We start from the raw sequence: 21,030 nt of genomic DNA, 5'->3' as shown, positions 1-21,030 counted from the left end.
TACAAAAAGTAGATAGCTGTTTTTGTTTGCAAAACTAGAACGCAAATGAGTCAATGGTCAAAGTGACATCTTTAAAGACGTCGTTCATTTTCTCGCTGTTTTTAATCGTTCCGTCGTATAAGACTTGGCCGTTTTCCAGATCAGCGACGACTATGCCGACATCATGTCCAGCTTTGTCTTTCAGTGTGCTGACATAGCAAATTTGATTTCCCTTGATAGAGACTAATGGAGTGGCATAGCCTTCAGGATTGGTTAAGAAATTCTCCATCACTTCACTTGGTAATTCTATTAATTGAGCTTGTTCCATAGTATTTTCTTCTATATTAAATCTATTCATCTCAAAACCATTTTCTTTGAGCGTAGTGTAGTAAATATACTCGTCTTCTACGTTTGTTACCAATGGATACATAGACTCAGACCAGCCTTTGAACTCATTTGGAACAGCTAGTTCTGAAACTTCACTTGTTTCTACATTGTAAGCCATCATTGTAATGTCTTCTGGGTTGATCTCTACTCCGGATTCAGTAGTCTCTGGTTGTACAGTAGGGTTTGATGAAATAATAATATAGGGTTCTGGCGTCATTTCACTGTTCGTTGAGCCAATATTAACAATATAAGACGTATAATCCATATCGTCATCGCTAGATGGTGCTAGAATCAAGTCTTCTACAATCTTTTGACTGTCTAAATTGATTTTATAAACGTGCAATTCTGTGATGGGTTGATATAATTCTGTCTCCCCTTCGATGTAGTTTGTTGTAAATACATGTAGAATGTTCCCGCTTTTTTGCACATCTTCTACATAAAAACTATCGTAATTTTCATAACCAGGAACTTCCACTTCAAAGTTTGTTTCTTCTTCTGTTTTCTTGTCTAGTACTGCTATATCTAGTTTGTCGTGGATCTCCTCATAATCGTCGACCACAGTATAGAAGTTGTTGGCGTAAGTAATAAAGTCCTCGTCTTCATGATACTGGAACATATTCCAAGTTTTCCCTCTGAAAAATCCACGGTGCTCACGATATAATTTCTGAACGGAAAAATCATGTTGATGCGTCATATCTAATTGTTGGGTAAACGGAACGTCTTTGTTCCCGATCGTTCCTTCTGCTTTAATTTGAAACATATCGCCGTAATCGCTATTTTCATCAAATGTACTCGCAGCCAGAACCAAGTCTTTAATAACTGCCTCGTCTCCAGAACGTGTCTCGATAGAGTATTGAGGATAACTATTTTCAGCAGAAACGGTCACAAGATAAAAAGTGCTGATACTGATTACGCTGAATACTATTAAAGTGATTAATTTCCAATACTTTTTCATTTTTTACTCCCCCGTGTGTAGTTTGTTTTAAACCGTTACTTTTTTATTTAATAATCTATGGCTGATCCAAATCGAAAGGGCACTTGCCACAACCGTTAATACTAATGAAATCAAGAAAATTTCGCTGGCAAACAGGTACAACATAACATTGTAAAATTGCATGAAATAAACAGCGGAAAAGATCAATTGAACAAATGTTGCATAAGCAACGCCTATGATAAGTCCTTTGATTTTGTAACTTCTCTCAAAAAGAACGACTGTGGAAACCACTAAAAGTCCCAGTAATCCTTTACTGTATCTCGAGATAAAGACAAGTCCTGAAGTCGGGTAAAACATCATCAAATAATAAGAGCTTTGAATCATTTGATTCAAGTTGGCGTAATTGAAATAAGCTGTTGGAAGAAGCATTTGGAATAAGTTGTTTTCTATATACAGCAGCACTAATTGCAAAGCAATCAATCCAATGACCATTAAAAAGATCGTTGTTACTTTAGAGAATAAGATGTTCAACCGTTGCGTCGGCAACATCAACAAACGGTAGATGAAAGTATTTTTCCCCAGCCAATCTCGGTACCAAATGAATACACTATAAAGCATCAATACCGCTCCGCAAAACATGATCGGACCTAAAAACCATAAGCTGTTTACGAAATCGGTCATCCCCATTTTCCCAATATTTGCAACGATTTCAGTATCGTTGACTATTCCTGATTGTTTTTGCTCGCTGACAGATCTTAGATAACCATTTTAAGGTAGTCTAAATACTGGACACTGGTTTAAGGACACTTTTTCAGTACAATGAAACTATAAACTAAAGGATGTGTTCAGTATGCCAAAATTGTATGATTCAAAATATAAAGAATATGTCTGCCGAATGGTTGTGGAAGAAAACCGAAAAATGAAGGAACTCTCCCGTGAATTAGGTCTGCCTTACGGCACTTTACGTGGTTGGATTCGAGAATATAAAAACCAAGAAGATTGGCTACAAAAAGACCACAAAAAACAAGACGTTACTGAATCAGATAAGTATAAAACTCCTTCAGATTATAAAAAAGAAATACAGGAACGAGAAAAAGAAATAGAGAAGCTCGCAGAGGAAAATGAAATCTTAAAAAAAGCCATGCATGTCTTCACGAAAAACCGGGAATAAAGTTTCAGTTCATTGAAGACTTCCAGGATGAATTTTCGGTGGTGAGGATGTGCGAAGTACTTGAAGTTTCAAGAAGTGGTTATTACAATTGGCTAAAGATGAAGCAAAAAGAACTCACTGAAAATCAGTTGTATCGTCAAAAAGTCAGACAAAAAATCTTCCAATTTTTTCATGAAAGCTTCGGTACTTATGGCGCTCCACGTATCCATAAAGACCTAGTAGCCAACGGCTATTTTGTTTCTGAAAAGACAGTTGGCCGCTATATGAGCGAAATGGGCTTACGCGCTATTCCAAGTGAACCCTTTATGATTACAACAGATTCTAATCATTCTCAACCTATTTTTGAAAATCTTCTTCACCAAGATTTTGAGACCAATCAGCCAAATGAAGTGTGGGTAACCGACATGACCTATGTTTGGACCTGGGAAGGCTGGATTTATTTAGCCGCTATTTTAGATTTGTATTCGCGTAAAGTAGTAGGCTGGCACATCGCAGACCATATGCGGACGGAAGTGCCCATAAGGGCACTTAAAATGGCCGTTGACTTGCGCAAACCAGGAAAAGGTTTGATTCACCATTCTGATCGAGGTAGTCAGTACGCTTCAAAAGAATATCGAAAAGCTTTGGAAGCTTTTGAAGCTGTTGGCAGTATGAGCCGAACAGGCAATCCCTATGACAATGCGTGCAGTGAATCGTTTTTTGCGACATTGAAAAAAGAATTGGTTTATCGCAAACAGTTTAAAACAAAAGCTGAGGCAATCCAAACCATAAACTGGTATATTTCTGCATTCTATAATGAAAAAAGACGGCATTCCTCCAACAACTATCTTTCGCCTAATCAATATGAACGTCAACAACCTAAAATCGTTCTTGAAGCGACTATTCCTTCTCTTCAAAGCGTTTGATTAAATAGATTACTGTTTTTTTTAATGGCTTGTGTCTAGTCTTTTTATATAAATTTTTGACTATTTTGGTGTCCATTTTCTTGACAGAGGTCCACATTTGTCGTAACAAATACGCCAATCAATTGAATAAGTGCTGTTAATACAGCTAATGTTGCATAAATTGGAGCAAAACGGTTGAATTCAAACCGAACTAATTTGACAAAGTTTTTCATGGTTGGTACACCTCTCTCATGACATCTACGACTGATTTACCCTTCTCTTCGCGCATTTCTTCTGCATTAAATTCGGTAACGACTTTCCCATTCTCAATCAAAACAGCTTTGTCGATCAAATGTTCAATGTCGCTGATTTCATGAGTGGTGATCAAAACGCCTCTATTTTCGACTAAATTGCTGGTAAATACGGACGCTATTTGTTCTCGGCTGAAAATATCGATTCCTGAAAAAGGCTCGTCCATCAGTAAGTAATCCACATCCAAGGCCAATCCCAAAACCATATTTACTTTCATCGTATTTCCTTTAGATAACTGAGAAATTTTATCTTTGGCACTCAATTTGAAAAAGTTCAACAATTCTGTCGCTCTTTCCTGATTCCAAGAGGTATAGAACTCAGCCATAAACTCCATCGCCTCTTGAATCGTCATAGAAGGCATCATCGTGATCGCATCTGGAAAGAACGCAATCGTTTCATAGGTCTCTTTATCCAACGCTTTTCCATCAATGAAAATTTCTCCTTTTTCTAGAGGAGTCAAATTCATGATCGCTTTTAATATCGTCGTTTTCCCTGAACCATTTGTTCCGATCAAACAAGTGATTTCTCCTTTATTTGCCGTAAAAGAGATTCCGTTCAACACTTTTCTTCGTTTGTATTTCTTCTCTAACTGTCTGACTTCGATCATTCGTTGTCGCCTCCGTTTTGATTGGCTTCCAATAGGTACTGTTCTTCTACTTTGTCTTGTATTTCTTTCAAAGTAACCCCGATTGGCTTAACAGCCGCAATAAAGTGTTCTACCGCATCCAACATTAGTTCAGACCGGACTTGACCTAAAATAGATTGATCTTCTGTGACTCTGCTTGGCATATTTCCTTCTGTATACAATAAGTTTTCTTCCTCCATTCGTTTGAAAGCCCTCTGAACTGTGTTGGGATTGATTCCTAATGTGTTAGCTAATTCTCTTCTGGACGGCATTTCATCTCCAGGCTGCAATTCGCCTGAGGCTACTTTTTCTTTGAAATGACGAACCACTTGCAAATAGACCGGTTCTCTTTGATTAAACATCTCTGACATGGTTTCAGTCCCTCCTTTTTCTGTATTAACCACTTAATACACCATAGTTAAAGTAGTGTACTGCTCACTTAATACACCTCTTGATGTGTATTATATGCTTAATACACTAAAACTGTCAACAAATTATTTTACTTTTTCTGCAATTGACATTTTGAGGGTAATTTTCTATACTGAACTTAACTCTTGTAGTTATAAATTTATAAGTTTATAACTCTCTTAAATATTCTAACTTTTGCGATGAAGGAATACAGTAGAAGTATTGTCCCTGTTTTATAGAGAGCTGATGGTCGCTGCAAATCAGCACACACAATACATCGAATTACACTCTGGAGCAACTTGATTAACCTCAAGCGCGATACTGGCGATACTAGTACTGAAGAGGCAGCGAACTCCTATAAAGGAAGTTTGTTTGCAAATTGGGTGGTACCACGGAAACTAACATTCGTCCCGATGAAAAGACACGTTCTTTTCATCGGTTTTTTTTGTGCAAAAATATAGAAAAGGGGCAAACAACATGAACATTATTGATGAATTAGAATGGCGCGGAGCCATCAACCAACAAACTGATGAGGCTGGATTGCGCGAATTGATCTCAGAAAAAGAAATCGGTGTCTACTGCGGAATCGATCCGACTGGAGGCATGCATATTGGCCACTTGATTCCTTTTATGATCTTAAAAAGATTCCAACTAGCCGGCCACAAACCCGTTATTTTAATTGGCGGAGCGACAGGCTCGATTGGAGACCCAAGCGGAAAATCAGAAGAACGTGTTTTACAGTCGACAGAACAAGTTCAAGCAAATATCGAGAAGTTAACAGTACAAATGCAAAAATTATTTGATGCAGGAAAAGATGAAAAATCGATCCGTTTAGTCAATAACTTAGAATGGACTGAAAACTTAACCCTGTTGGACTTTTTGCGCAATGTCGGAAAAAGCTTCAACGTTAATACGATGTTATCTAAAGATATCGTAGCAAGCCGCTTGGAAACTGGGATTTCCTTTACTGAATTCACTTACCAAATCTTGCAGTCTATGGACTTCTTACACTTATACCGCAATGAAGATGTTCAATTGCAAATTGGTGGAGCAGATCAATGGGGAAACATTACTGCTGGTCTAGAATTCATTCGTAAACAAGAAAGTGCTGAAGCTAAAGCATTCGGTCTAACGATTCCATTATTGTTGAAAGCTGACGGGACTAAATTTGGAAAAACTGCCGGCGGAGCTGTCTGGTTAGATCCAGAAGAAACAACTCCTTACGAATTCTACCAATTCTGGTTGAACCAAGATGACCGTGACGTCGTTCGCTACTTGAAATACTTTACTTTCTTGAGCCAAGACGACATCAATGATTTGGCTGAACAAGTAGAAACTGAACCGCATAAACGTGCTGCTCAAAAAACATTGGCACGTGAAATGACTTTATTCGTCCATGGTGAAGAAGCTTTAGCAGATGCTGAAAAAATCACTGCTGCTTTATTCTCAGGCGAAGTAAAAGACTTAACTGCTAAACAAATCGAAGAAGGCTTCAAAAACATGCCGACTTTCGAAGCACCAAAAGAAAAACGCAACATCGTAGAATGGTTGGTTGACGTTGTCGGCATCGAACCATCAAGACGCCAGGCTCGTGAAGATATCAAAAACGGTGCCATCTCCATCAATGGCGAAAAAGAAACCGACGTAGAAGCCATCATCAAACCAGAAAACTCATTCGAAGAACGCTTCATCCTAGTCCGAAAAGGCAAGAAAAAATACTTCCTGGTGAAACTAATAGAGAGTGGAGAAAAGCGTTAAGCCTATCGAATAGAAGAAAAGATCAACTGACAGGTGCTTTTTACCTGACAGTTGAGCTTGGCTTATAGGCGTATAGGCTGCTTTTTGCAGCTCGTTTTAAATCAGAGAGCGGAGCGAGGCGTTTAGCTTACCGAATATAAGAAGAAGCCAGCCAGTTGATGCTTTTTATCAACAGGATGGATTCAGCTTATATACGCGTAAGCTGCCTCGCGTAGCTCGTTTTAAAGTAGAGAGCGGAACAGAGCGTTAAGGATTCCGTAGAGTTCGAATTTCACCTTTTCATTGGGTGCTTTTCCCGATAAAAAGGTGAAATCGAAATCATAGGAAGCCTGCTTTTCGCAGCTCGTTTTAGAGCAGAGAGCGGAGCGAGGCGTTAAGCTTACCGGATATAAGAAGAAGCCATCCAGTTGATGCCTTTTATCAACAGGATGGTCTTCAGCTTATAGATGTGTAAGTTGCCTCGCGCAGCTCGTTTTAGAACGGAGTATGGCGTTAAGCCTACCGAATAGAAAAATTAGCTGCTACTCTCACAATTCCAATTTTTGGGATTAAAAACGAGGAAGCAGCTACTTTTATAGGTTTTTGGTGATAAAAGATATCTCTCTAACAAAACCAGAGGCTTGCACTCCATTCTTGTGAGTGAGAAGGCTTCTCTCTAACAAGTTTCTCCTGTTTTCACCAGATTTTGTTAGTCAGACAATAAAACATTCATTCCCTACCCAACTTTTAAAGGAGATGATTACCATATGATTCAAATCAAAACAGCTCAACCTGCTGATGCGCATGCATTAGCTGAGCTAGCTCGTATCATTTGGAAAGAGCACTATACTTCTATTCTTGGAGAAGAACAAGTTCATTACATGTTGGAGACGATACAGTCCGAACCAGCTATCCAACAAGATCTTGAAAAGGGAAAAATCTATTGGTTGGTTCAGGAAGATGGTCAAGATGTTGGTTATGTCAGTTACGAATTGGAGGAAAACACTCTTTTCTTGAGCAAATTCTATCTGACAGAAGCTGCTCGCGGTAAAGGTTTGGGGCGTTTTTTATTTGAAAAGCTGAAGGAAGTTGCGGCAGATCAGAGTAAACAGTCGATTGAACTGACGGTCAATAAATACAACGCTCCTACAATAAAGGCGTACCAAAAAATGGGCTTCGAACAAATTCGAGAACAAGTCGCAGACATTGGGAATGGTTTTGTGATGGACGATTATGTTTTTAGGTATAGTCTTTAAAAACAACTTTGCTTATTTAGTGGATATCTGCAGCTGCAAGCGGCTGGATATCCACTTTTTTTGACTCATTTTTTGCCCTGTACGTTCTTTTCTCAAATCAGGAATGCTACACTAAACAAGAATAATTTCAGAAAAGAGGGATTTTGTGAGCATTCTTAATCGTGAAGAAGATGGTTTATTTTACGCAGAACAATTACAAAACAAGGTCATTTCTCCAAAAGAATTGGTAGAACAATGTTTTCAAGTCATCGAAAAAGAAAATCCAGCATTAAATGCTGTGATTCATCAACGCAAAGAAAAAGCGTTAAAAGAAGCGGAAGAACGAGACTTCAGCGGTAAACCGTTTGGCGGCATCCCAATCCTGGTGAAAGGGTTGGGGCAATCTTTAGCTGGCGAGCCTAGTACATCAGGGTCACATTTGCTGAAAAATTCTGTGGCTGCTCAAACGAGCCACTTCACTCGAGCTTTGATTGACGCAGGGTTTATCGTAATTGGACAAACCAATGTACCAGAGTTCGGCTTTAAGAACATCACTGAACCAGAACTGTATGGACCTTCACGCAATCCTTGGAATACTGATCACTCACCAGGCGGGTCTAGCGGCGGTGCAGCGGCGGCCGTGGCTTCGGGTATGGTGCCGATTGCCGGTGCCAGCGACGGAGGCGGTTCTATTCGGATTCCAGCTTCATTTACTGGATTGGTCGGCTTGAAGCCTACACGTGGGCGAACGCCCATCGGTCCCGGATCTGGTCGAAATTGGCAAGGGGCTTCGATTAGCTTTGTACTGACCAAATCGATCCGAGATACTGCCGCTATGATGGATGTACTGCAAACTATCCAACCAGCCGCAGCTTTCCAGACTCCACTTTTTACTGAAGGATACATGAATCATTTGCACTATGCACCTAAAAAAACGTTTAGGATCGCTTACTCTCTGGAATCTCCTGTACTTTCCAAAGTCAGCAAAGAAGCGCAACAGGCAGTTTTGAAAACCGTTGAATGGTTAAGAGCTCAAGGGCATTCAGTTGTTGAAAAAACACCTGAGATCGACGGGGTACATTTGATGAAGAGCTATTACGTCATGAACTCGGGCGAAACAACAGCAATGATGGGAAATATCGAGTCCGCCCTTCAGCGCAAATTGACCATCAACGACATGGAATTGGTCACATGGGTTTTATACAATGCCGGAAAAACCATTTCTGCTGCTGCTTACTCTAACACATTAAGCACTTGGGACCAAGCTGCTGAAGTCATGGCGAATTTTAATGAGTCATTTGATTTATTCTTGACTCCTGCCACAGCTGACAGCGCTCCAAAAGTCGGGACAGACTGGCAAGATGAAACAATGTTGGAACGCATGCGCAATATCACTGAAGTCGACTCCACAGAGCAGCAGCAAGTTGTCTGGGACATGTTTAGTGAAAGCTTGCCGATCACGCCATTCGGCATGCAAGCCAACTTGACTGGGCAGCCTTCGATCAGTTTGCCGGTTCATTTGACCAAAGACGGACTGCCTCTTGGAGTTCAATTCACTGCTCCTAAAGGCAGAGAAGAATGGCTGCTGGCGATTGGGCGCGACATGGAAGCCGATGGACAGTTTATTTAATAAAAAATCTAGGCCGCAAACGTATATCAACGTTTGCGGCCTAGATTTTTTCTCTTTGAAATGGATCTATTAGTCAACTGAAGTATGAAATCAGCTTCACTTGATTAATAGAATAGGTCTATTGATTAAGTGAGCAGTTATTGAGCCTCCATTTGACTAATAGACCAGTCCTATTAATCAAGTGGAACTTTTAAAACATTCCGGTTGATTAATAGATCACCTTATTACCATAATCTCTTCTATAGTTGGTCTAATGCTTCTTCAATCGACTGTTCGCCAGACACTAAGTCGAAGGCTTTATAGTATGTTTTCTCATTGTCTAAGCTCTCGAACACCACTTTAGCCACGTCTTCACGCGGAATAGTCCAGTCGTCCGAATCAGCCAACTGCATATTGTCAGACACGACCACTTTGCCTTTGCTTGCGTCATCTGTCAGACCCCCAGGACGAACGATCGTATAATTCAATCCGCTTTGCATCAATTCTTTATCCGCATAGTATTTCGCTACATAGTAAGATTTGATTTCTTCATTCCATTTCTCGCGTTGATCTGCACCAAATGCACTCACCATCAAGAATCGATCCACACCAACATTTTTGGCTGCTTCAATGACTTTCACCGCACCATCTAAATCGATCAGCAACGTTTTATCTGCCCCAGTGCTGCCGCCAGAGCCTGCTGTAAAGACTACTGCGTCAGTTCCTTTGACTGCCTCTTCCAAATCGCTCACAGAGCCTTCTAAGTCTCCCAAGTGAGTTTCGATACCGTTGCTTTCCAGTTCTTTTGCTTGTTCCTCTTTTCGGACAAATGCTCGAACAGAATGTTTCTCACTTTTATTTAACAAGTCGACCAATTGTTTTCCTATTTTTCCATTTGCTCCCACTACTAATACTTTCATGTATGCAATCTCCCTTCGAGTCTGATTCTTTTTCAACCTTAACACAAAAAGTAAGTAGAATAAAAAGGTGTGCTTCGTATGTAGGATCTCTTAAAAATAAAACAGCTCTTCAAACCTTTTGTCTAAAGCAATGCACAAAATCAGAGCAAGTTTCGCTGTAGGGTTAAACTGCCCCGTTTCAACCGAACTGATCGTATTTCTGGATACTCCTATCATTTCAGATAACTCTCTTTGGGACAATTGCTGCTCTTTTCTAGCTGCTTTTATATTATTTTTTAAAACCAATTCTTCCTTTTCCAAATCCATTTCTCCCATTATAAAGTTTGTAAAACATACCAGATAAGAAAAGCTGCGCACAAAAAACTATTTACTATACTAAAGTATAAAATCCCCTTCTCTTTTCTTAAACGATATCGTAAAAATCCTCCGGTCGCCATGAATGCAAAAAGCAACGCCGTTATATCACCAAAAGGCAAGTTATTGAAAATTTGATACATCATTATTAATAATGCTAAGAAGCACAGTGCGTAAAACCCTTGGTCATCTGCATGCTTATTTTCATAATTTTTCCCTTCATCCTTGTTTTCAGTGCGGTACTTGTTCAGTATTTCTTCTTTATCCATTTCATTCCCTCTTTTCGCCAAGTTTACTTGTCAAATACATCTTATACTTGCCAAGCATACTTGTCAACAAAATCAAAAAAACACGCATTCAGCTGACCAAGTACGTGTCTTTCTTGCAGGTTAATTGTCTTATACATAGTTTCAATAGTTTATTTTTACACAAAAAAGAACCACAGTTGTTATACAACACAAACTGGAAAGGTCTAGTTGTTTTTCGTTTAATCGCTTCCAGCGACTGTTGTCACAAATAGTTCATATGCTTATTTTTACATACTTGATACGAGATGGATTTCTCAAACTCAACTTGTACAACTAAAAGTTATCTCATATAATAAAACATGTCGTGAAAGAGTCATTCGGGTAATCAAGAAATTAACTTTTAAAAGGAGTAATAATATGACGAATAATTCCACTGGTGGGGTACAAACAATAGATAGAGCCCTGACCATTCTAGAAACCCTTTCCAATTATGATAATTTAAGTTTAATGGAGATAAGCGAAAAAGTTCAGTTGCATAAAGCTACGACACATCGTTTAATCAACTCTCTATTGCAAAACGGGTACATTGAAAAAGACCCGACAACCAAAAAATACCGTATCTCTTTAAAATTATTCCAGTTAGGGAACAGACGAGTTCAAAATATCGATTTTTTGAATGTTGCTAAAAGCATGATTCGTCAGTTGTCTCAAGAAATTAATCAAACTGTTCATTTAGTTATAGAAGATGATCATGAAGTTTTATATATCGATAAACACGATGCTCAGCAATCAGATACTCGCATGCACTCTAGAATAGGAAAGAAAGCTCCTATGTATTTAACTGCTGTAGGAAAAGCCATTCTGGCTACTAAACCTAACAGTGCAATCATCGAGTATTGGGAGCAAGCAGATATTCAAAAGAAAACAAAAAATACCATTACAGATTTAGATGCTTTTTTAGCTGAAATGGAAACTGTCCGCCAGCAAGGTTATGCTTTGGATTACGAAGAAAACGAAGTGGGTATCGTCTGTATCGGTGCTTCATTTGCTAGTTACAAAGATTTAGCCGCTGGAGCTATCAGCATTTCTCTGCCTGTTTCAGAAATTGAGAAAAAAGATCAGTATATTGCTAAAATAGTGGAAACAACCAGAAAAATATCTAATTTATTAGGTCATTTCTAGTCGTTCATCAAATAAAAATACTCCGCAATGGACTATTCTATGTCAATTGCGGAGTATTTTGTTAAAAGAATGAACTAAACCGTTATTCGCTCCAATTTCTTGGACTCCATAAGGTTCCATCCAGTTCTCCTTCCATTTGTTGGATACGCACTGTCTGTTCTTGAATCAAACGCTTAGCTGCTGCTAACAGTGCTTTTTGCTTATAGTCCCGACTCATTTCAAAAGCACGTTCCAGTTCTTGAATCATCCATTCGTTTTGATCCATCTCATTCTCTCCAATGCTTCTTCGATTATTAGGAATTCATTTCATCTAATACCATTTTTAATCCATCTATCGTATCTCGATTTTCTTCAATAAGATCTACTGCATGCTGCATCAGCAGTTCATCTCCTGGAGCTAAGGTTTCTTCTGGTGTTTTTTCCAACTCTTGAATGATCCATTTTTCCCGAGTCGCTAAACTGTCATCTGCTTCTCTCGTAACAGCTTGCTGATAATCGATCAGTAAGGTCATTTTCTGTTCTTCTGTCATATATGGAAATTGGTAAATCACAAACGGCTTCAAGTAAGTCATTCCAGTTTTCACTGCAACAGCTTGAAAAGGTTTCGTTAATTCGTTGATACTGAAGACTTCTTTGCCTCCTGCTTGGTACTCGCTTTCCTTGATCCCTACAGATAAAACTAAACCGAACTCTTTTCCATTCAGTGCATGTCCATTTTTACCATAAGCAAATCCATACGTCAGTACTTCATCTTGCCATTGCTTCAATAACGGCGGCGAGCTGTACCAGTAAAATGGAAATTGAAACAAGATACGGTCAAATTGTTTCAACAACTGTTGTTCTGCTGCTACATCTATCTGATTGTCTGGATAGGCTCCTTCTAAATGGTGAACTTTTACCGATTCACTTTCAGGAATAGAACTCAACAAAAACTGCTGGCTGCCGGATTCAGAGATCTCCGGATGTGAAATGATCACTAAAGTCTTCATCTTTTTTCCTCCAATACACTGAAGAAGGCTTTTATTCTGCATCTTCTTCATCAAAAAATTCTATCATATCATTTTGTACAGCTGAGATCATCGGAAGTTTATAGACTGGAACCAGCTCAATATCTAGTTTTCTCAGCAACTCTCCCATTATACTCGCTATTCTGTGGTAACGACTAACATTGACAACAACAGTTGGCGGTTTTACATCATTAGCCAGCAGCGCCTTAATGAAGAGCCGTTGAATTTTTTCTATTTCTTCAAATTCAACCAGTTCACCTAAAAGGATTTCGGTGCTTTTGGCATCTATGATCATCAACATAATAGAAAAACGAGGACGTTCTTCATCCATCCCTTCTCTAGGAACCGCAATATAATTCAATTCCAACTCCCAAATCGAACTGCCGATTCTTAATTGATTCACACGTCTGAGCTCAAAATCCGTTACTTTAACTGGCTCTTTAGCGTACTTTTGGGCAGCTAAACCTTGTAAGACATCCGATGGCAAGACAAACATGCTGTCTTCATACTGTCCGTCTTCTGTATAAGTCCGCAAAAATACACTTTCTTTATTTTCTTCAGCATCATATAAATCTAATTCAGTTCGGTATTCTTCCGCCATTTCCATAAATCTTTCCAGCAAATCAATCATAAATGGAACTTCATTTTCTGGTAATGGGTCAGGATAATATCCTGGCTTATAATCTAAAAACAAAGGCCACGCTTTTTTCCCTCTGAAAGGAACACCGCTGTTTTTGATTCGTTGGTAATCTTCCGTTGGCAAATCAAGACGGTTTTCGTACGTGAGAGAGAGCCCATTCTGAATCAGCAGCCATTCTAATGTCGCTTCGGCGTCTTTCAACTGATCTTGCTTTACCAATTCAAAATAGTACCTTAATTCTTCTAAATCACGGTAAAAGAGAAACCCATAGTTGTCTTCTGTTTTCCCTAGAATAGACATGAAAACCGGATCGGTTCTCCCAGGCAACTGCAGCGCTAAAATATCTGTATCCCAGTAATCTTCCCAGAACGCTGCCTGGTAAAGTTGTTTGGCTAGTTCGAATAATCTTGTTTCAGCTTCCATCGCTCACACTCCTAGAGAACTAAGTTGAATTTCTCGTCCCGCTTTTATATTTCCTGTACACTAAAGTCAGATTTATCATTCCATTTTAGTGTTTCCTGTTTATTATCTCAATAAATGCTTTATCTCACAACACATTCTCCATTTTTAACTTGTTTTTCTTTCGAGTTACTATTTGTTCTTATGAGAGGAAACGGTTACAATAGTAATGAAGCAACTATATTGAAGTGGAGGAAAATTCATGAAAAAAATTATTAATGATCCATCTGCAGTTGTTGATGAAATGATTAAAGGTATGGTTTTTGCTTATGATGGTTTGGTAGAGCGTTTACCTGAAACAAACGTAGTCCACCGCAAGCATTCGAAAAACGGCAAAGTCGGTTTAGTGAGCGGAGGCGGAAGCGGTCATGAGCCAGCACATGCCGGTTTTGTAGGTCAAGGTATGCTGTCTGCCGCTGTTTGCGGAGAAGTCTTTACCTCTCCTACTCCTGATCAAATTCTTGAAGCCATCAAAGCAAGTGATGAAGGCAACGGAGTATTATGGTCATCAAGAACTACTCTGGCGATATCATGAACTTTGAAATGGCTAAGGATTTAGCTGATATGGAAGATATTCCTGTAGACTTTGTTGTTGTGGATGATGACATTGCTGTAGAAGACAGTACTTATACAGCAGGTAAAAGAGGAATCGCTGGAACTGTCCTAGTACACAAAATTTTAGGCGCAGCCGCTGAAGAAGGAGCTTCTCTTTCCGAGATCAAAGAACTGGCTGACAAATTAGTTCCTGCAATCAAATCGATCGGTGTGGCATTATCTCCTGCCACGAATCCAGAAGTGGGTAAACCAGGATTCGAAATCGGCGATGATGAAATTGAATTTGGTGTCGGTATCCATGGGGAACCTGGGTATCGCAGAGAAAAATTGCAACCGTCAAAAGACTTAGCCGCTGAGCTGGTCAAACAATTGAAAAAAGAATTCCAATGGTCTGGTGATGAACAGTACGCACTTTTGATCAACGGAATGGGCGCTACTCCTTTAATGGAACAGTTTGTTTTTACAAACGACGTACGCGAACTACTAGCAGCCGAAGGCATCACATTAGTCTTTAAGAAAGTCGGAGACTACATGACTTCTATTGATATGGCTGGAGTTTCGATCACATTACTAAAATTAGAAGACGAAAAATGGGTAGACTATTTAACTGCACCCGTAAATACAATTTCTTGGTAAGAAGGGAGTTTACACAATGCTATCAGTTGAAACGGTAACAAAATGGATGGAACTATTTGGTGAGCAATTAACGGAAAACAAAACGTATTTGAGCGAATTAGACACGGCCATCGGAGACGGTGATCACGGCAACAACTTAGCTCGTGGCGCTGCAGCGTTGAAAGAAAAGCTTGGAGCTAATGAGTATGAAGCTTTAACTGATTTATTGAAAGATGTCGGAATGGTCTTCGTCAGTAAAATCGGCGGGGCTTCTGGTCCTTTATACGGTTCAGCTTTCATCAGTATGGCAAAAGCCAGCAAAGACAATGACAGTTTGGAATTAGCTGATTTGTTGGCAGCTGGTTTAGACGGCATCCAAAAACGAGGAAAAGCTGAAGCCGGCGAAAAAACGATGGTGGACGAGTGGGTTCCTGTCGTAGAAGCTGTCAAAAATAACTCATTAACAACAGAGACTATCGAAGAAGCTGTAGAGAAAACAAAAGATATGAAAGCTACAAAAGGAAGAGCTTCTTATTTAGGAGATCGTTCTATCGGACATTTGGATCCGGGAGCTATGTCCAGCAGCCTTCTTTTCAAAACCATGTTAGAGGCAGGTGTCTATGATGGCAAATAAACCAGGAATTCTGCTTGTTTCTCACGTTTCAGACATTGCTGACGGATTGGCTACATTGTTAGGCCAAGTAGCGGGCGACGTGACAATAATAGCAGCCGGCGGAACTGAAGATGGTGAAGTCGGAACAAGCTTTGATAAAATCTCTGCTGCCGTAGAGAAATTTGAAGAAGATACTATTCTGGCTTTTTATGACTTAGGCAGTGCGAAAATGAACTTAGAAATGGCGATTGAAACAACGGATAAGAATATTACTTTATACGACACAGCTTTCATCGAAAGTGCATATACTGCAGCTTCTCTGTTGCAAGTCGATGTGCCTGTTGAAGATATCGATAAACAATTAGCCGAATTGAAAGTGAAATAATCGGTTTGGATGCCTCTATTAGTCAAGTGAGACGTATTTGAAGCTTCACTTGATTAATAGAACGCGTCTATTGATCAAGTGGGACGATTTTGAGCGTTCATTTGATTAATAGGACTGCTCTATTAGTCAAGTGACGCAGATTTCGATGTCCGCTTGATTAATAGACGGCTATCGCTTACTCTCTCCTCTTGCTCTTTTTTGAGCAAGAGTTTTTTTTGCTGCCTTCATGTCAATGATAAATGAAAATGTCCCGATTTTATTCAAATTTGAGTTAGGTTCACTGTCATTATTTCGTTGATCCTATTCCTGGCAAAACTACCGCGCTACGCTTGGTAAAGTTGATTCAGGAAATGGCTTCGAAAACCACGAAGCCATTTTCTGAATCAACTGAAATTAGCGTTCTAAATCTATTTTCTAGTTAAAAACTTGTATTCATGTTCTAGAATTGGTTTTAAGAGCTTCCTTTTGGTTTTTCTTCCGAAGATAGCGATCATAAGATGCTTTTTTCCAAGGATGGCTCATTGGAGGGATATGCACCTGCATCTTTTTACGTTCGATTGGCTTATCGAATTCTTTTGAAACTTTTTCGTGAAGCGGAATTTCTTTTAACATGAAAAGTGAATCCTGATGACTAGCATACAGTTGATTTTCTTTAGTATGAATAATCATTAACTTCGTTTTTGGGGCCAATAAGACGTGCTGATTTTGATTATATAAATGATATAACTTGTTCTGATATTTGAGTGCGTGTCCCTTCTGGACAACTCGGTGTGAAAAGCGAGCCAGTATATAATCTAAATGGATATCTTTTGGTAGCTTTTCAAAAACACTTTTGGTATCGTTTAGCTGTAAAGCAAATTTGGCGTTATATGTAGGAATATAATGTTTCAAAAATTGGTTTGCTTCTTCAATGGATTGGATATTTTTTAAGGCCATTTCATTTAGGAGACGATCTTGGAGGGTATTCCATAATCGTTCAATTCTTCCTTTTGCTTGAGGAATACTTGTTGTGGTTAACTCTATTCCCAAGTTATGGCAGGCATATCCATATTGTGTAAAAGTGTCCTTCTCTTCTGAAGGGCTCTTTTCTTGTTTATAGTGAAAGATGGTTCGATTATCCGTCAAAATATTATACGGAATACCGTAGGTAGTCAGACACTGATGTGTTACTTCGTAATAGGCATCTAATGTTTCTTCTTTATCAAAGTAAGCCCCAACCACGATTCCAGTGGCGTCATCTATAGCAGCGTGGAGATGCGCATATTTTCCGTTTTGAAACCAATCGTGTCTTGAAGCGTCCATTTGAAGCTGTTCACCTTTATATTTCTTTCGTGAGCGGCTAGGATGAGCTTTCACAGGATCTACGTATTCTAATTCATTTAAAACTTGGCTCTCTTTCTTTGTTAGTAGTTGGTCAGACCGTTCTTTCTCTTTTAATTCTTTGCGCTTCGTTCGTTGTGTTTTTTTAGAAGCACGAGGAGAAAGAATATGTTTTTGATATAATAAATTGCGAACGGTCGTATAAGAGACGGTTACTTGTTCTTCCTCCTGCAGTTTTTCTGTAAAATGGAACAAATTAAAACCATCATATTTCTTTCTGTAGAGTCGAATAATCTTTTGTTGGGTTTCTTTTGACAACGTTGTAGCGGGAGTTCGTCCCTTGTTCCCATGCTTAAAACCTTTTTTTCCTTGCGTTTTATAGCGATTAACCAATCGGTTAATCTGCCTACGGGATAAATCTAGTTCAATCTCTGCCCGCTCCTTTGAACACTGACCATTACATACTTTTTTTATGACTTCATATTTTTTGTTTTCAAACATAGTTAATTCTGCTCCCATTCTATCTCTCCAATCCAATAAGATTAGAGTAACGTAGTTATGGGACATTTTCATTTGTTATTTATTAAGACATTATCATTTGTTAATGACAGAGCAAGAGTTTTTTTTGCTGCCTTCATTGACACTCTAACAGCAAATAGCTAAAATGATGTACTGAAGCGGCAATTATCAAGCAAGGGGTGGAATAAATGAAGCATCATTGGAGACTAGATCGCCAGAAAATCAAGACATGGATTCTATTAGGATTCGCCAGTCTTCTAATCGGCTGTGTAGTCGGAGCTCTTGACACATTATTTGGTAGAGTATTATTAAGTTTATCTGATTTCAGAAGTGAACATTTTACACCTCTTATTTTATTTCTGGCACCTGCTGGAATGTTGTTTGTTTATCTGTTTTCGTCTTATGGCAAAACAAGTACACAAGGAATGAACCTTATTTTTCAAGTAGGTCATGAAGAACAAGACATGATTCCTAAAAGACTTATTCCGTTTGTGATCAGCGGAACGTGGCTGACACATTTATTTGGCGGCAGTGCCGGCAGAGAGGGGGTCGCGGTCCAATTAGGAGCCGCAATTTCAAATGGGATCGGTCGTAAAGTGAAGTTAGCGAATACGAATACGACCAGTATGTTTCTCATAACGGGTATGGCTGCAGGGTTTGCTGGATTATTCCAAACACCGATCGCTGCTGTTTTTTTTGCACTCGAAGTCTTAACCGCTGGACGATTGCGTTATGATGCTCTTTACACTTCTGTAATTGCTGCTTTTACTGCGAGTTTTGTTTCCAATCGGCTTGGTCTGGAGAAATTTTCTTTCGCTTTGCGTTCACCTGTACATATGAGCTTTGAAGTGCTTTTAAAATTGTTGATTTTAGGTATTGTATTTGGCTGGACGGGAGGATTATTTGCTCACATTCTAAAAAAAGTAAAATCTTTTTTAGCGCATAACTTGCCTGATCCAGTCAAGAGAATCGGATGGATAGGAATTGGTTTGAGTATATTGTTATGGTTCTTATTTCAAGGTCGTTATGCTGGATTAGGAACTAATTTGATCGATGCCAGCTTTTTTGGACAGACGGTTTATGCTTATGATTGGGTACTGAAGTTTTTGTTGACGATACTGACGATTGGAGCAGGTTTTCAAGGCGGTGAAGTCACTCCCTTATTTTCTATTGGAGCTTCATTAGGCGTTGTACTGGCTGCTGCTTTAGGACTTCCAATCGAATTTGCGGCTGCTCTAGGTTATGCGAGTGTATTCGGCAGTGCGACCAATACCTTATTGGCTCCTATATTGATTGGTGCAGAAGTCTTCGGCTTTACTTATCTTCCTTATTTTACTATCGTCTGCTCAGTAGCCTATCTGTGCAATAGAAGCAAATCCATTTATCCTCTTCAAAAAAAATAGTAGGGGTGGGAAATAACTCCTAGCTATGGGTTGCGTAAACGTGCTCAAAAAGGCAGCCCCGACGTCCACTTGCACCCGAAACAAATCCAACAGCACTTAAGGCAAATCCACCTAATCCTCCAGCAAAAGCTTGTCCGATTTTACGAGAGAATGAGTAAACAGCATAAATCGTTCCATCTTCACGTTTTCCAGTACGTACTTCTTGATAATCGATAATATCTGAAATGAATGCTCAGATAATAATGTTAAAGTAGTTCATTCCTAAGTTTCCAACAAGCGCAAACGCCAGGAAAGCCTATACATTATTGATTTGCAAAAAGAAAATTATCCATACATAGTAGCACTAATCAGTAAAGCAACAGTTCCAGATTCTTTCTTACCAAAGCGAGCAGCAATCTTACTAGCAAATGGTGCTAAGACTAAAACCCCTACTGTTCCTAAAATACCTGCAGCAGCTAAACCTGAAGCACTATTAAAGTAAGTTGTGTACAAGTAAGCGTTCATTGTTCCAACTAAAATTTGCGCCAACAATAGAAATATTGCTGCAGAAATGATGCCTAATAAAGCTCTGTTAGTCGTTAATCCAATTACGATTGATTTCATTTGCTGTCCTACAGTTTCTGTACTGGAAGCATCTTTTTCAGGAAGTTGAATTCTCTCCATTGACCAGAAATACAATACTCCATACATTACTAAAGCAACAATACCAAATACAAAAGCAATCATTGTAAATCGTTCTGGAACAATAACTTGATCTCCCGAACTATTTGTTGTGTAAACCACTAAAGGGGCTACAAAAGAAATGACCATAGAAGCAATACTTGCTCCTACACTACGGAAAGTAGAAAGTGCTGCACGATCCTCTGCTTTGTCGCTGATAACAGAAGCCATAGAACCGATACCTGTATAACAAAAACTGCCCCAGAATAAATAAGTCACATTAGCATAAATCATTTTAGCTGGCATAGAACAGTCTTTTACCACATATAAGAACATTAAGAAACCAGCAATAACCGCAAATGGTGCCATTCTTCGAATCCAAGGTCTGAGTCGTCCGTCTTTGGCTGGTTTGAACGTATCTACAATTCTTACCATCTCAACGCCTGTAAACGCATCCATGATTCTGGAAACTAAAAATAATGTTCCGACCGCTGCTCCGCTGATGCCTAAAACGTTTGTGTAAAAAACCATTCAGAATGAACTAGCGAAAATGAAAAACATATCATTAGCAATATCTCCAGCTATGTACCCTAACTTGTCCTTAATTCCAAATGGACGGATTTCTTGTGTTCTATCATCTACAACAGGATTTGCATAACTTTCTTTTGCCATAATTTCTTTACCTCTTTTCTGACAATTTCAAAATCTAACATGTGTGCCTCATAATGTAATACATAATACCATCAAAGAGACCTTTAACAAGTTTATTGAGACAAAAAGTAAACGTTTTGTTGAAAACGTTTGTTTTGCAGCCGAATTTTTGTCAAAATAAAAAACTTGTGTCCTGAGATATTATTTCTCAGGACACA

23 protein-coding genes, 1 pseudogene and 1 other annotated feature are annotated in these 21,030 nt (G+C 39.1%); of the genes and pseudogenes, 10 read left to right on the top strand and 14 right to left on the bottom strand.

Annotation, left to right across the window (positions count from 1 at the left end; all coding sequences use genetic code 11):
- Window positions 1-34 precede the first annotated feature (34 nt).
- Both LMF32_RS06240 and LMF32_RS06235 read right to left on the bottom strand, forming a co-directional pair.
- Window positions 35-1,321, bottom strand: coding sequence for a hypothetical protein (locus tag LMF32_RS06240; RefSeq protein ID WP_230524197.1), 1,287 nt, complete (start codon window positions 1,319-1,321; stop codon window positions 35-37).
- Window positions 1,322-1,348: 27 nt separating this feature from the next.
- Window positions 1,349-1,981 (bottom strand): hypothetical protein, encoded by a 633-nt coding sequence (locus LMF32_RS06235; RefSeq protein ID WP_230524196.1) that lies wholly within the window; start codon window positions 1,979-1,981, stop codon window positions 1,349-1,351.
- Between the two features lie 169 nt (window positions 1,982-2,150).
- Here LMF32_RS06235 and LMF32_RS06230 point away from each other — a divergent pair, with 169 nt between their 5' ends.
- Together LMF32_RS06230 and LMF32_RS06225 are read left to right on the top strand one after the other, a co-directional pair.
- Window positions 2,151-2,471: a transposase gene (locus LMF32_RS06230; RefSeq protein WP_230524195.1), complete on the top strand. Its 321-nt coding sequence runs from the start codon at window positions 2,151-2,153 to the stop codon at window positions 2,469-2,471.
- Window positions 2,468-3,376, top strand: a complete 909-nt coding sequence (locus LMF32_RS06225; RefSeq protein ID WP_347401930.1) for an IS3 family transposase — start codon at window positions 2,468-2,470, stop codon at window positions 3,374-3,376. Before LMF32_RS06230 ends, LMF32_RS06225 begins: the two co-directional genes overlap by 4 nt.
- Before the next feature lie 44 nt (window positions 3,377-3,420).
- Here LMF32_RS06225 and LMF32_RS06220 read toward each other — a convergent pair whose 3' ends face one another.
- Genes LMF32_RS06220 through LMF32_RS06210 form a run of 3 tightly spaced genes read right to left on the bottom strand, consistent with a single transcriptional unit; the run spans window position 3,421 to window position 4,663 of the window.
- Window positions 3,421-3,588, bottom strand: coding sequence for a hypothetical protein (locus LMF32_RS06220; protein WP_230524194.1), 168 nt, complete (start codon window positions 3,586-3,588; stop codon window positions 3,421-3,423).
- Entirely contained in the window at window positions 3,585-4,274 is a 690-nt protein-coding gene (locus LMF32_RS06215) for an ABC transporter ATP-binding protein (protein ID WP_230524193.1), read from the bottom strand. Before LMF32_RS06215 ends, LMF32_RS06220 begins: the two co-directional genes overlap by 4 nt.
- Window positions 4,271-4,663, bottom strand: coding sequence for a GntR family transcriptional regulator (locus LMF32_RS06210; protein ID WP_188204849.1), 393 nt, complete (start codon window positions 4,661-4,663; stop codon window positions 4,271-4,273). Before LMF32_RS06210 ends, LMF32_RS06215 begins: the two co-directional genes overlap by 4 nt.
- A 228-nt stretch (window positions 4,664-4,891) precedes the next feature.
- Window positions 4,892-5,116: a binding site (T-box leader), on the top strand.
- Between the two features lie 61 nt (window positions 5,117-5,177).
- Here LMF32_RS06210 and tyrS point away from each other — a divergent pair.
- The 3 genes from tyrS to LMF32_RS06195 all read left to right on the top strand — a co-directional run bounded on the left by tyrS (window position 5,178) and on the right by LMF32_RS06195 (window position 9,302).
- On the top strand, window positions 5,178-6,458 hold the full coding sequence (gene tyrS, locus LMF32_RS06205; protein ID WP_230524192.1) for a tyrosine--tRNA ligase: 1,281 nt from the start codon (window positions 5,178-5,180) through the stop codon (window positions 6,456-6,458).
- Window positions 6,459-7,204: 746 nt separating this feature from the next.
- Window positions 7,205-7,693 carry a GNAT family N-acetyltransferase gene (locus LMF32_RS06200; protein WP_230524191.1) on the top strand — a complete coding sequence of 163 codons (489 nt, stop codon included), beginning with the start codon at window positions 7,205-7,207 and terminating at the stop codon, window positions 7,691-7,693.
- 145 nt (window positions 7,694-7,838) lie between these two features.
- Window positions 7,839-9,302: an amidase gene (locus LMF32_RS06195; RefSeq protein WP_230524190.1), complete on the top strand. Its 1,464-nt coding sequence runs from the start codon at window positions 7,839-7,841 to the stop codon at window positions 9,300-9,302.
- 239 nt (window positions 9,303-9,541) lie between these two features.
- Here the strand turns inward: LMF32_RS06195 and LMF32_RS06190 are convergent, their stop codons facing one another.
- From LMF32_RS06190 to LMF32_RS06180, 3 genes are all read right to left on the bottom strand, one after another.
- On the bottom strand, window positions 9,542-10,201 hold the full coding sequence (locus tag LMF32_RS06190; RefSeq protein WP_230524189.1) for an SDR family oxidoreductase: 660 nt from the start codon (window positions 10,199-10,201) through the stop codon (window positions 9,542-9,544).
- A gap of 90 nt (window positions 10,202-10,291) precedes the next feature.
- On the bottom strand, window positions 10,292-10,507 hold the full coding sequence (locus LMF32_RS06185) for a helix-turn-helix domain-containing protein (protein WP_230524188.1): 216 nt from the start codon (window positions 10,505-10,507) through the stop codon (window positions 10,292-10,294).
- An 8-nt stretch (window positions 10,508-10,515) separates the two neighbouring features.
- Window positions 10,516-10,824: a DUF6442 family protein gene (locus tag LMF32_RS06180; protein ID WP_230524187.1), complete on the bottom strand. Its 309-nt coding sequence runs from the start codon at window positions 10,822-10,824 to the stop codon at window positions 10,516-10,518.
- A 396-nt stretch (window positions 10,825-11,220) separates the two neighbouring features.
- On the opposite strand from LMF32_RS06180, the gene LMF32_RS06175 reads away from it, so the two are divergent.
- On the top strand, window positions 11,221-11,985 hold the full coding sequence (locus tag LMF32_RS06175; RefSeq protein WP_230524186.1) for an IclR family transcriptional regulator: 765 nt from the start codon (window positions 11,221-11,223) through the stop codon (window positions 11,983-11,985).
- Between the two features lie 82 nt (window positions 11,986-12,067).
- On the opposite strand, the gene LMF32_RS06170 is transcribed toward LMF32_RS06175, so the two are convergent.
- The 3 genes from LMF32_RS06170 to LMF32_RS06160 are packed head-to-tail and all read right to left on the bottom strand — an operon-like array spanning window position 12,068 to window position 14,055.
- The gene (locus tag LMF32_RS06170) at window positions 12,068-12,250 is read right to left on the bottom strand and encodes a hypothetical protein (protein ID WP_092480327.1); all 183 of its coding nucleotides are present in this window, start codon (window positions 12,248-12,250) and stop codon (window positions 12,068-12,070) included.
- A gap of 28 nt (window positions 12,251-12,278) precedes the next feature.
- On the bottom strand, window positions 12,279-12,974 hold the full coding sequence (locus tag LMF32_RS06165; RefSeq protein ID WP_230524185.1) for an NAD(P)H-dependent oxidoreductase: 696 nt from the start codon (window positions 12,972-12,974) through the stop codon (window positions 12,279-12,281).
- Between the two features lie 31 nt (window positions 12,975-13,005).
- Entirely contained in the window at window positions 13,006-14,055 is a 1,050-nt protein-coding gene (locus LMF32_RS06160; RefSeq protein ID WP_230524184.1) for a hypothetical protein, read from the bottom strand.
- A gap of 238 nt (window positions 14,056-14,293) precedes the next feature.
- On the opposite strand from LMF32_RS06160, the pseudogene dhaK reads away from it, so the two are divergent.
- From dhaK to dhaM, 3 genes and pseudogenes are all read left to right on the top strand, one after another.
- Window positions 14,294-15,282, top strand: a pseudogene (dhaK, locus tag LMF32_RS06155) (dihydroxyacetone kinase subunit DhaK).
- A 16-nt stretch (window positions 15,283-15,298) separates the two neighbouring features.
- Complete coding sequence (dhaL, locus tag LMF32_RS06150; protein WP_092480331.1) at window positions 15,299-15,895, top strand: dihydroxyacetone kinase subunit DhaL; 597 nt, start codon at window positions 15,299-15,301, stop codon at window positions 15,893-15,895.
- The gene (gene dhaM / locus LMF32_RS06145; RefSeq protein ID WP_218147495.1) at window positions 15,882-16,259 is read left to right on the top strand and encodes a dihydroxyacetone kinase phosphoryl donor subunit DhaM; all 378 of its coding nucleotides are present in this window, start codon (window positions 15,882-15,884) and stop codon (window positions 16,257-16,259) included. Before dhaL ends, dhaM begins: the two co-directional genes overlap by 14 nt.
- A 432-nt stretch (window positions 16,260-16,691) precedes the next feature.
- On the opposite strand, the gene LMF32_RS06140 is transcribed toward dhaM, so the two are convergent.
- Window positions 16,692-18,098, bottom strand: coding sequence for an ISNCY family transposase (locus tag LMF32_RS06140; RefSeq protein WP_230523607.1), 1,407 nt, complete (start codon window positions 18,096-18,098; stop codon window positions 16,692-16,694).
- Window positions 18,099-18,286: 188 nt separating this feature from the next.
- Between LMF32_RS06140 and LMF32_RS06135 the strand changes: the two genes are divergently transcribed.
- Complete coding sequence (locus LMF32_RS06135; RefSeq protein ID WP_230524183.1) at window positions 18,287-19,501, top strand: chloride channel protein; 1,215 nt, start codon at window positions 18,287-18,289, stop codon at window positions 19,499-19,501.
- 324 nt (window positions 19,502-19,825) lie between these two features.
- Here LMF32_RS06135 and LMF32_RS06130 read toward each other — a convergent pair whose 3' ends face one another.
- Both LMF32_RS06130 and LMF32_RS06125 read right to left on the bottom strand, forming a co-directional pair.
- On the bottom strand, window positions 19,826-20,692 hold the full coding sequence (locus LMF32_RS06130; protein ID WP_278046274.1) for an MFS transporter: 867 nt from the start codon (window positions 20,690-20,692) through the stop codon (window positions 19,826-19,828).
- Window positions 20,693-20,833: a hypothetical protein gene (locus tag LMF32_RS06125; protein WP_188204803.1), complete on the bottom strand. Its 141-nt coding sequence runs from the start codon at window positions 20,831-20,833 to the stop codon at window positions 20,693-20,695. It abuts the gene before it with no gap.
- Window positions 20,834-21,030 lie beyond the last annotated feature (197 nt).

The sequence above is a fragment of the Desemzia sp. C1 genome (assembly GCF_020882875.1).
GTDB lineage: Bacteria > Bacillota > Bacilli > Lactobacillales > Carnobacteriaceae > Desemzia > Desemzia incerta.
Note: the sequence above shows the minus strand (reverse complement) of the source record. Positions and strands in the feature narration are given on the sequence as shown.

Coding starts and splice junctions, on each gene's coding strand:
- dhaM (WP_218147495.1), top strand. CDS start 15,882: ATGATGGCAAATAAACCAGGAATTCTGCTTGTTTCTCACGTTTCAGAC.
- LMF32_RS06180 (WP_230524187.1), bottom strand. CDS start 10,824: ATGGATAAAGAAGAAATACTGAACAAGTACCGCACTGAAAACAAGGAT.
- LMF32_RS06160 (WP_230524184.1), bottom strand. CDS start 14,055: ATGGAAGCTGAAACAAGATTATTCGAACTAGCCAAACAACTTTACCAG.
- tyrS (WP_230524192.1), top strand. CDS start 5,178: ATGAACATTATTGATGAATTAGAATGGCGCGGAGCCATCAACCAACAA.
- LMF32_RS06190 (WP_230524189.1), bottom strand. CDS start 10,201: ATGAAAGTATTAGTAGTGGGAGCAAATGGAAAAATAGGAAAACAATTG.
- LMF32_RS06230 (WP_230524195.1), top strand. CDS start 2,151: ATGCCAAAATTGTATGATTCAAAATATAAAGAATATGTCTGCCGAATG.
- LMF32_RS06200 (WP_230524191.1), top strand. CDS start 7,205: ATGATTCAAATCAAAACAGCTCAACCTGCTGATGCGCATGCATTAGCT.
- LMF32_RS06185 (WP_230524188.1), bottom strand. CDS start 10,507: ATGGATTTGGAAAAGGAAGAATTGGTTTTAAAAAATAATATAAAAGCA.
- LMF32_RS06165 (WP_230524185.1), bottom strand. CDS start 12,974: ATGAAGACTTTAGTGATCATTTCACATCCGGAGATCTCTGAATCCGGC.
- LMF32_RS06210 (WP_188204849.1), bottom strand. CDS start 4,663: ATGTCAGAGATGTTTAATCAAAGAGAACCGGTCTATTTGCAAGTGGTT.
- LMF32_RS06240 (WP_230524197.1), bottom strand. CDS start 1,321: ATGAAAAAGTATTGGAAATTAATCACTTTAATAGTATTCAGCGTAATC.
- LMF32_RS06235 (WP_230524196.1), bottom strand. CDS start 1,981: ATGACCGATTTCGTAAACAGCTTATGGTTTTTAGGTCCGATCATGTTT.
- LMF32_RS06175 (WP_230524186.1), top strand. CDS start 11,221: ATGACGAATAATTCCACTGGTGGGGTACAAACAATAGATAGAGCCCTG.
- LMF32_RS06215 (WP_230524193.1), bottom strand. CDS start 4,274: ATGATCGAAGTCAGACAGTTAGAGAAGAAATACAAACGAAGAAAAGTG.
- LMF32_RS06135 (WP_230524183.1), top strand. CDS start 18,287: ATGAAGCATCATTGGAGACTAGATCGCCAGAAAATCAAGACATGGATT.
- LMF32_RS06125 (WP_188204803.1), bottom strand. CDS start 20,833: ATGGCAAAAGAAAGTTATGCAAATCCTGTTGTAGATGATAGAACACAA.
- LMF32_RS06140 (WP_230523607.1), bottom strand. CDS start 18,098: ATGGGAGCAGAATTAACTATGTTTGAAAACAAAAAATATGAAGTCATA.
- LMF32_RS06170 (WP_092480327.1), bottom strand. CDS start 12,250: ATGGATCAAAACGAATGGATGATTCAAGAACTGGAACGTGCTTTTGAA.
- LMF32_RS06130 (WP_278046274.1), bottom strand. CDS start 20,692: ATGGTTTTTTACACAAACGTTTTAGGCATCAGCGGAGCAGCGGTCGGA.
- LMF32_RS06220 (WP_230524194.1), bottom strand. CDS start 3,588: ATGAAAAACTTTGTCAAATTAGTTCGGTTTGAATTCAACCGTTTTGCT.
- dhaL (WP_092480331.1), top strand. CDS start 15,299: ATGCTATCAGTTGAAACGGTAACAAAATGGATGGAACTATTTGGTGAG.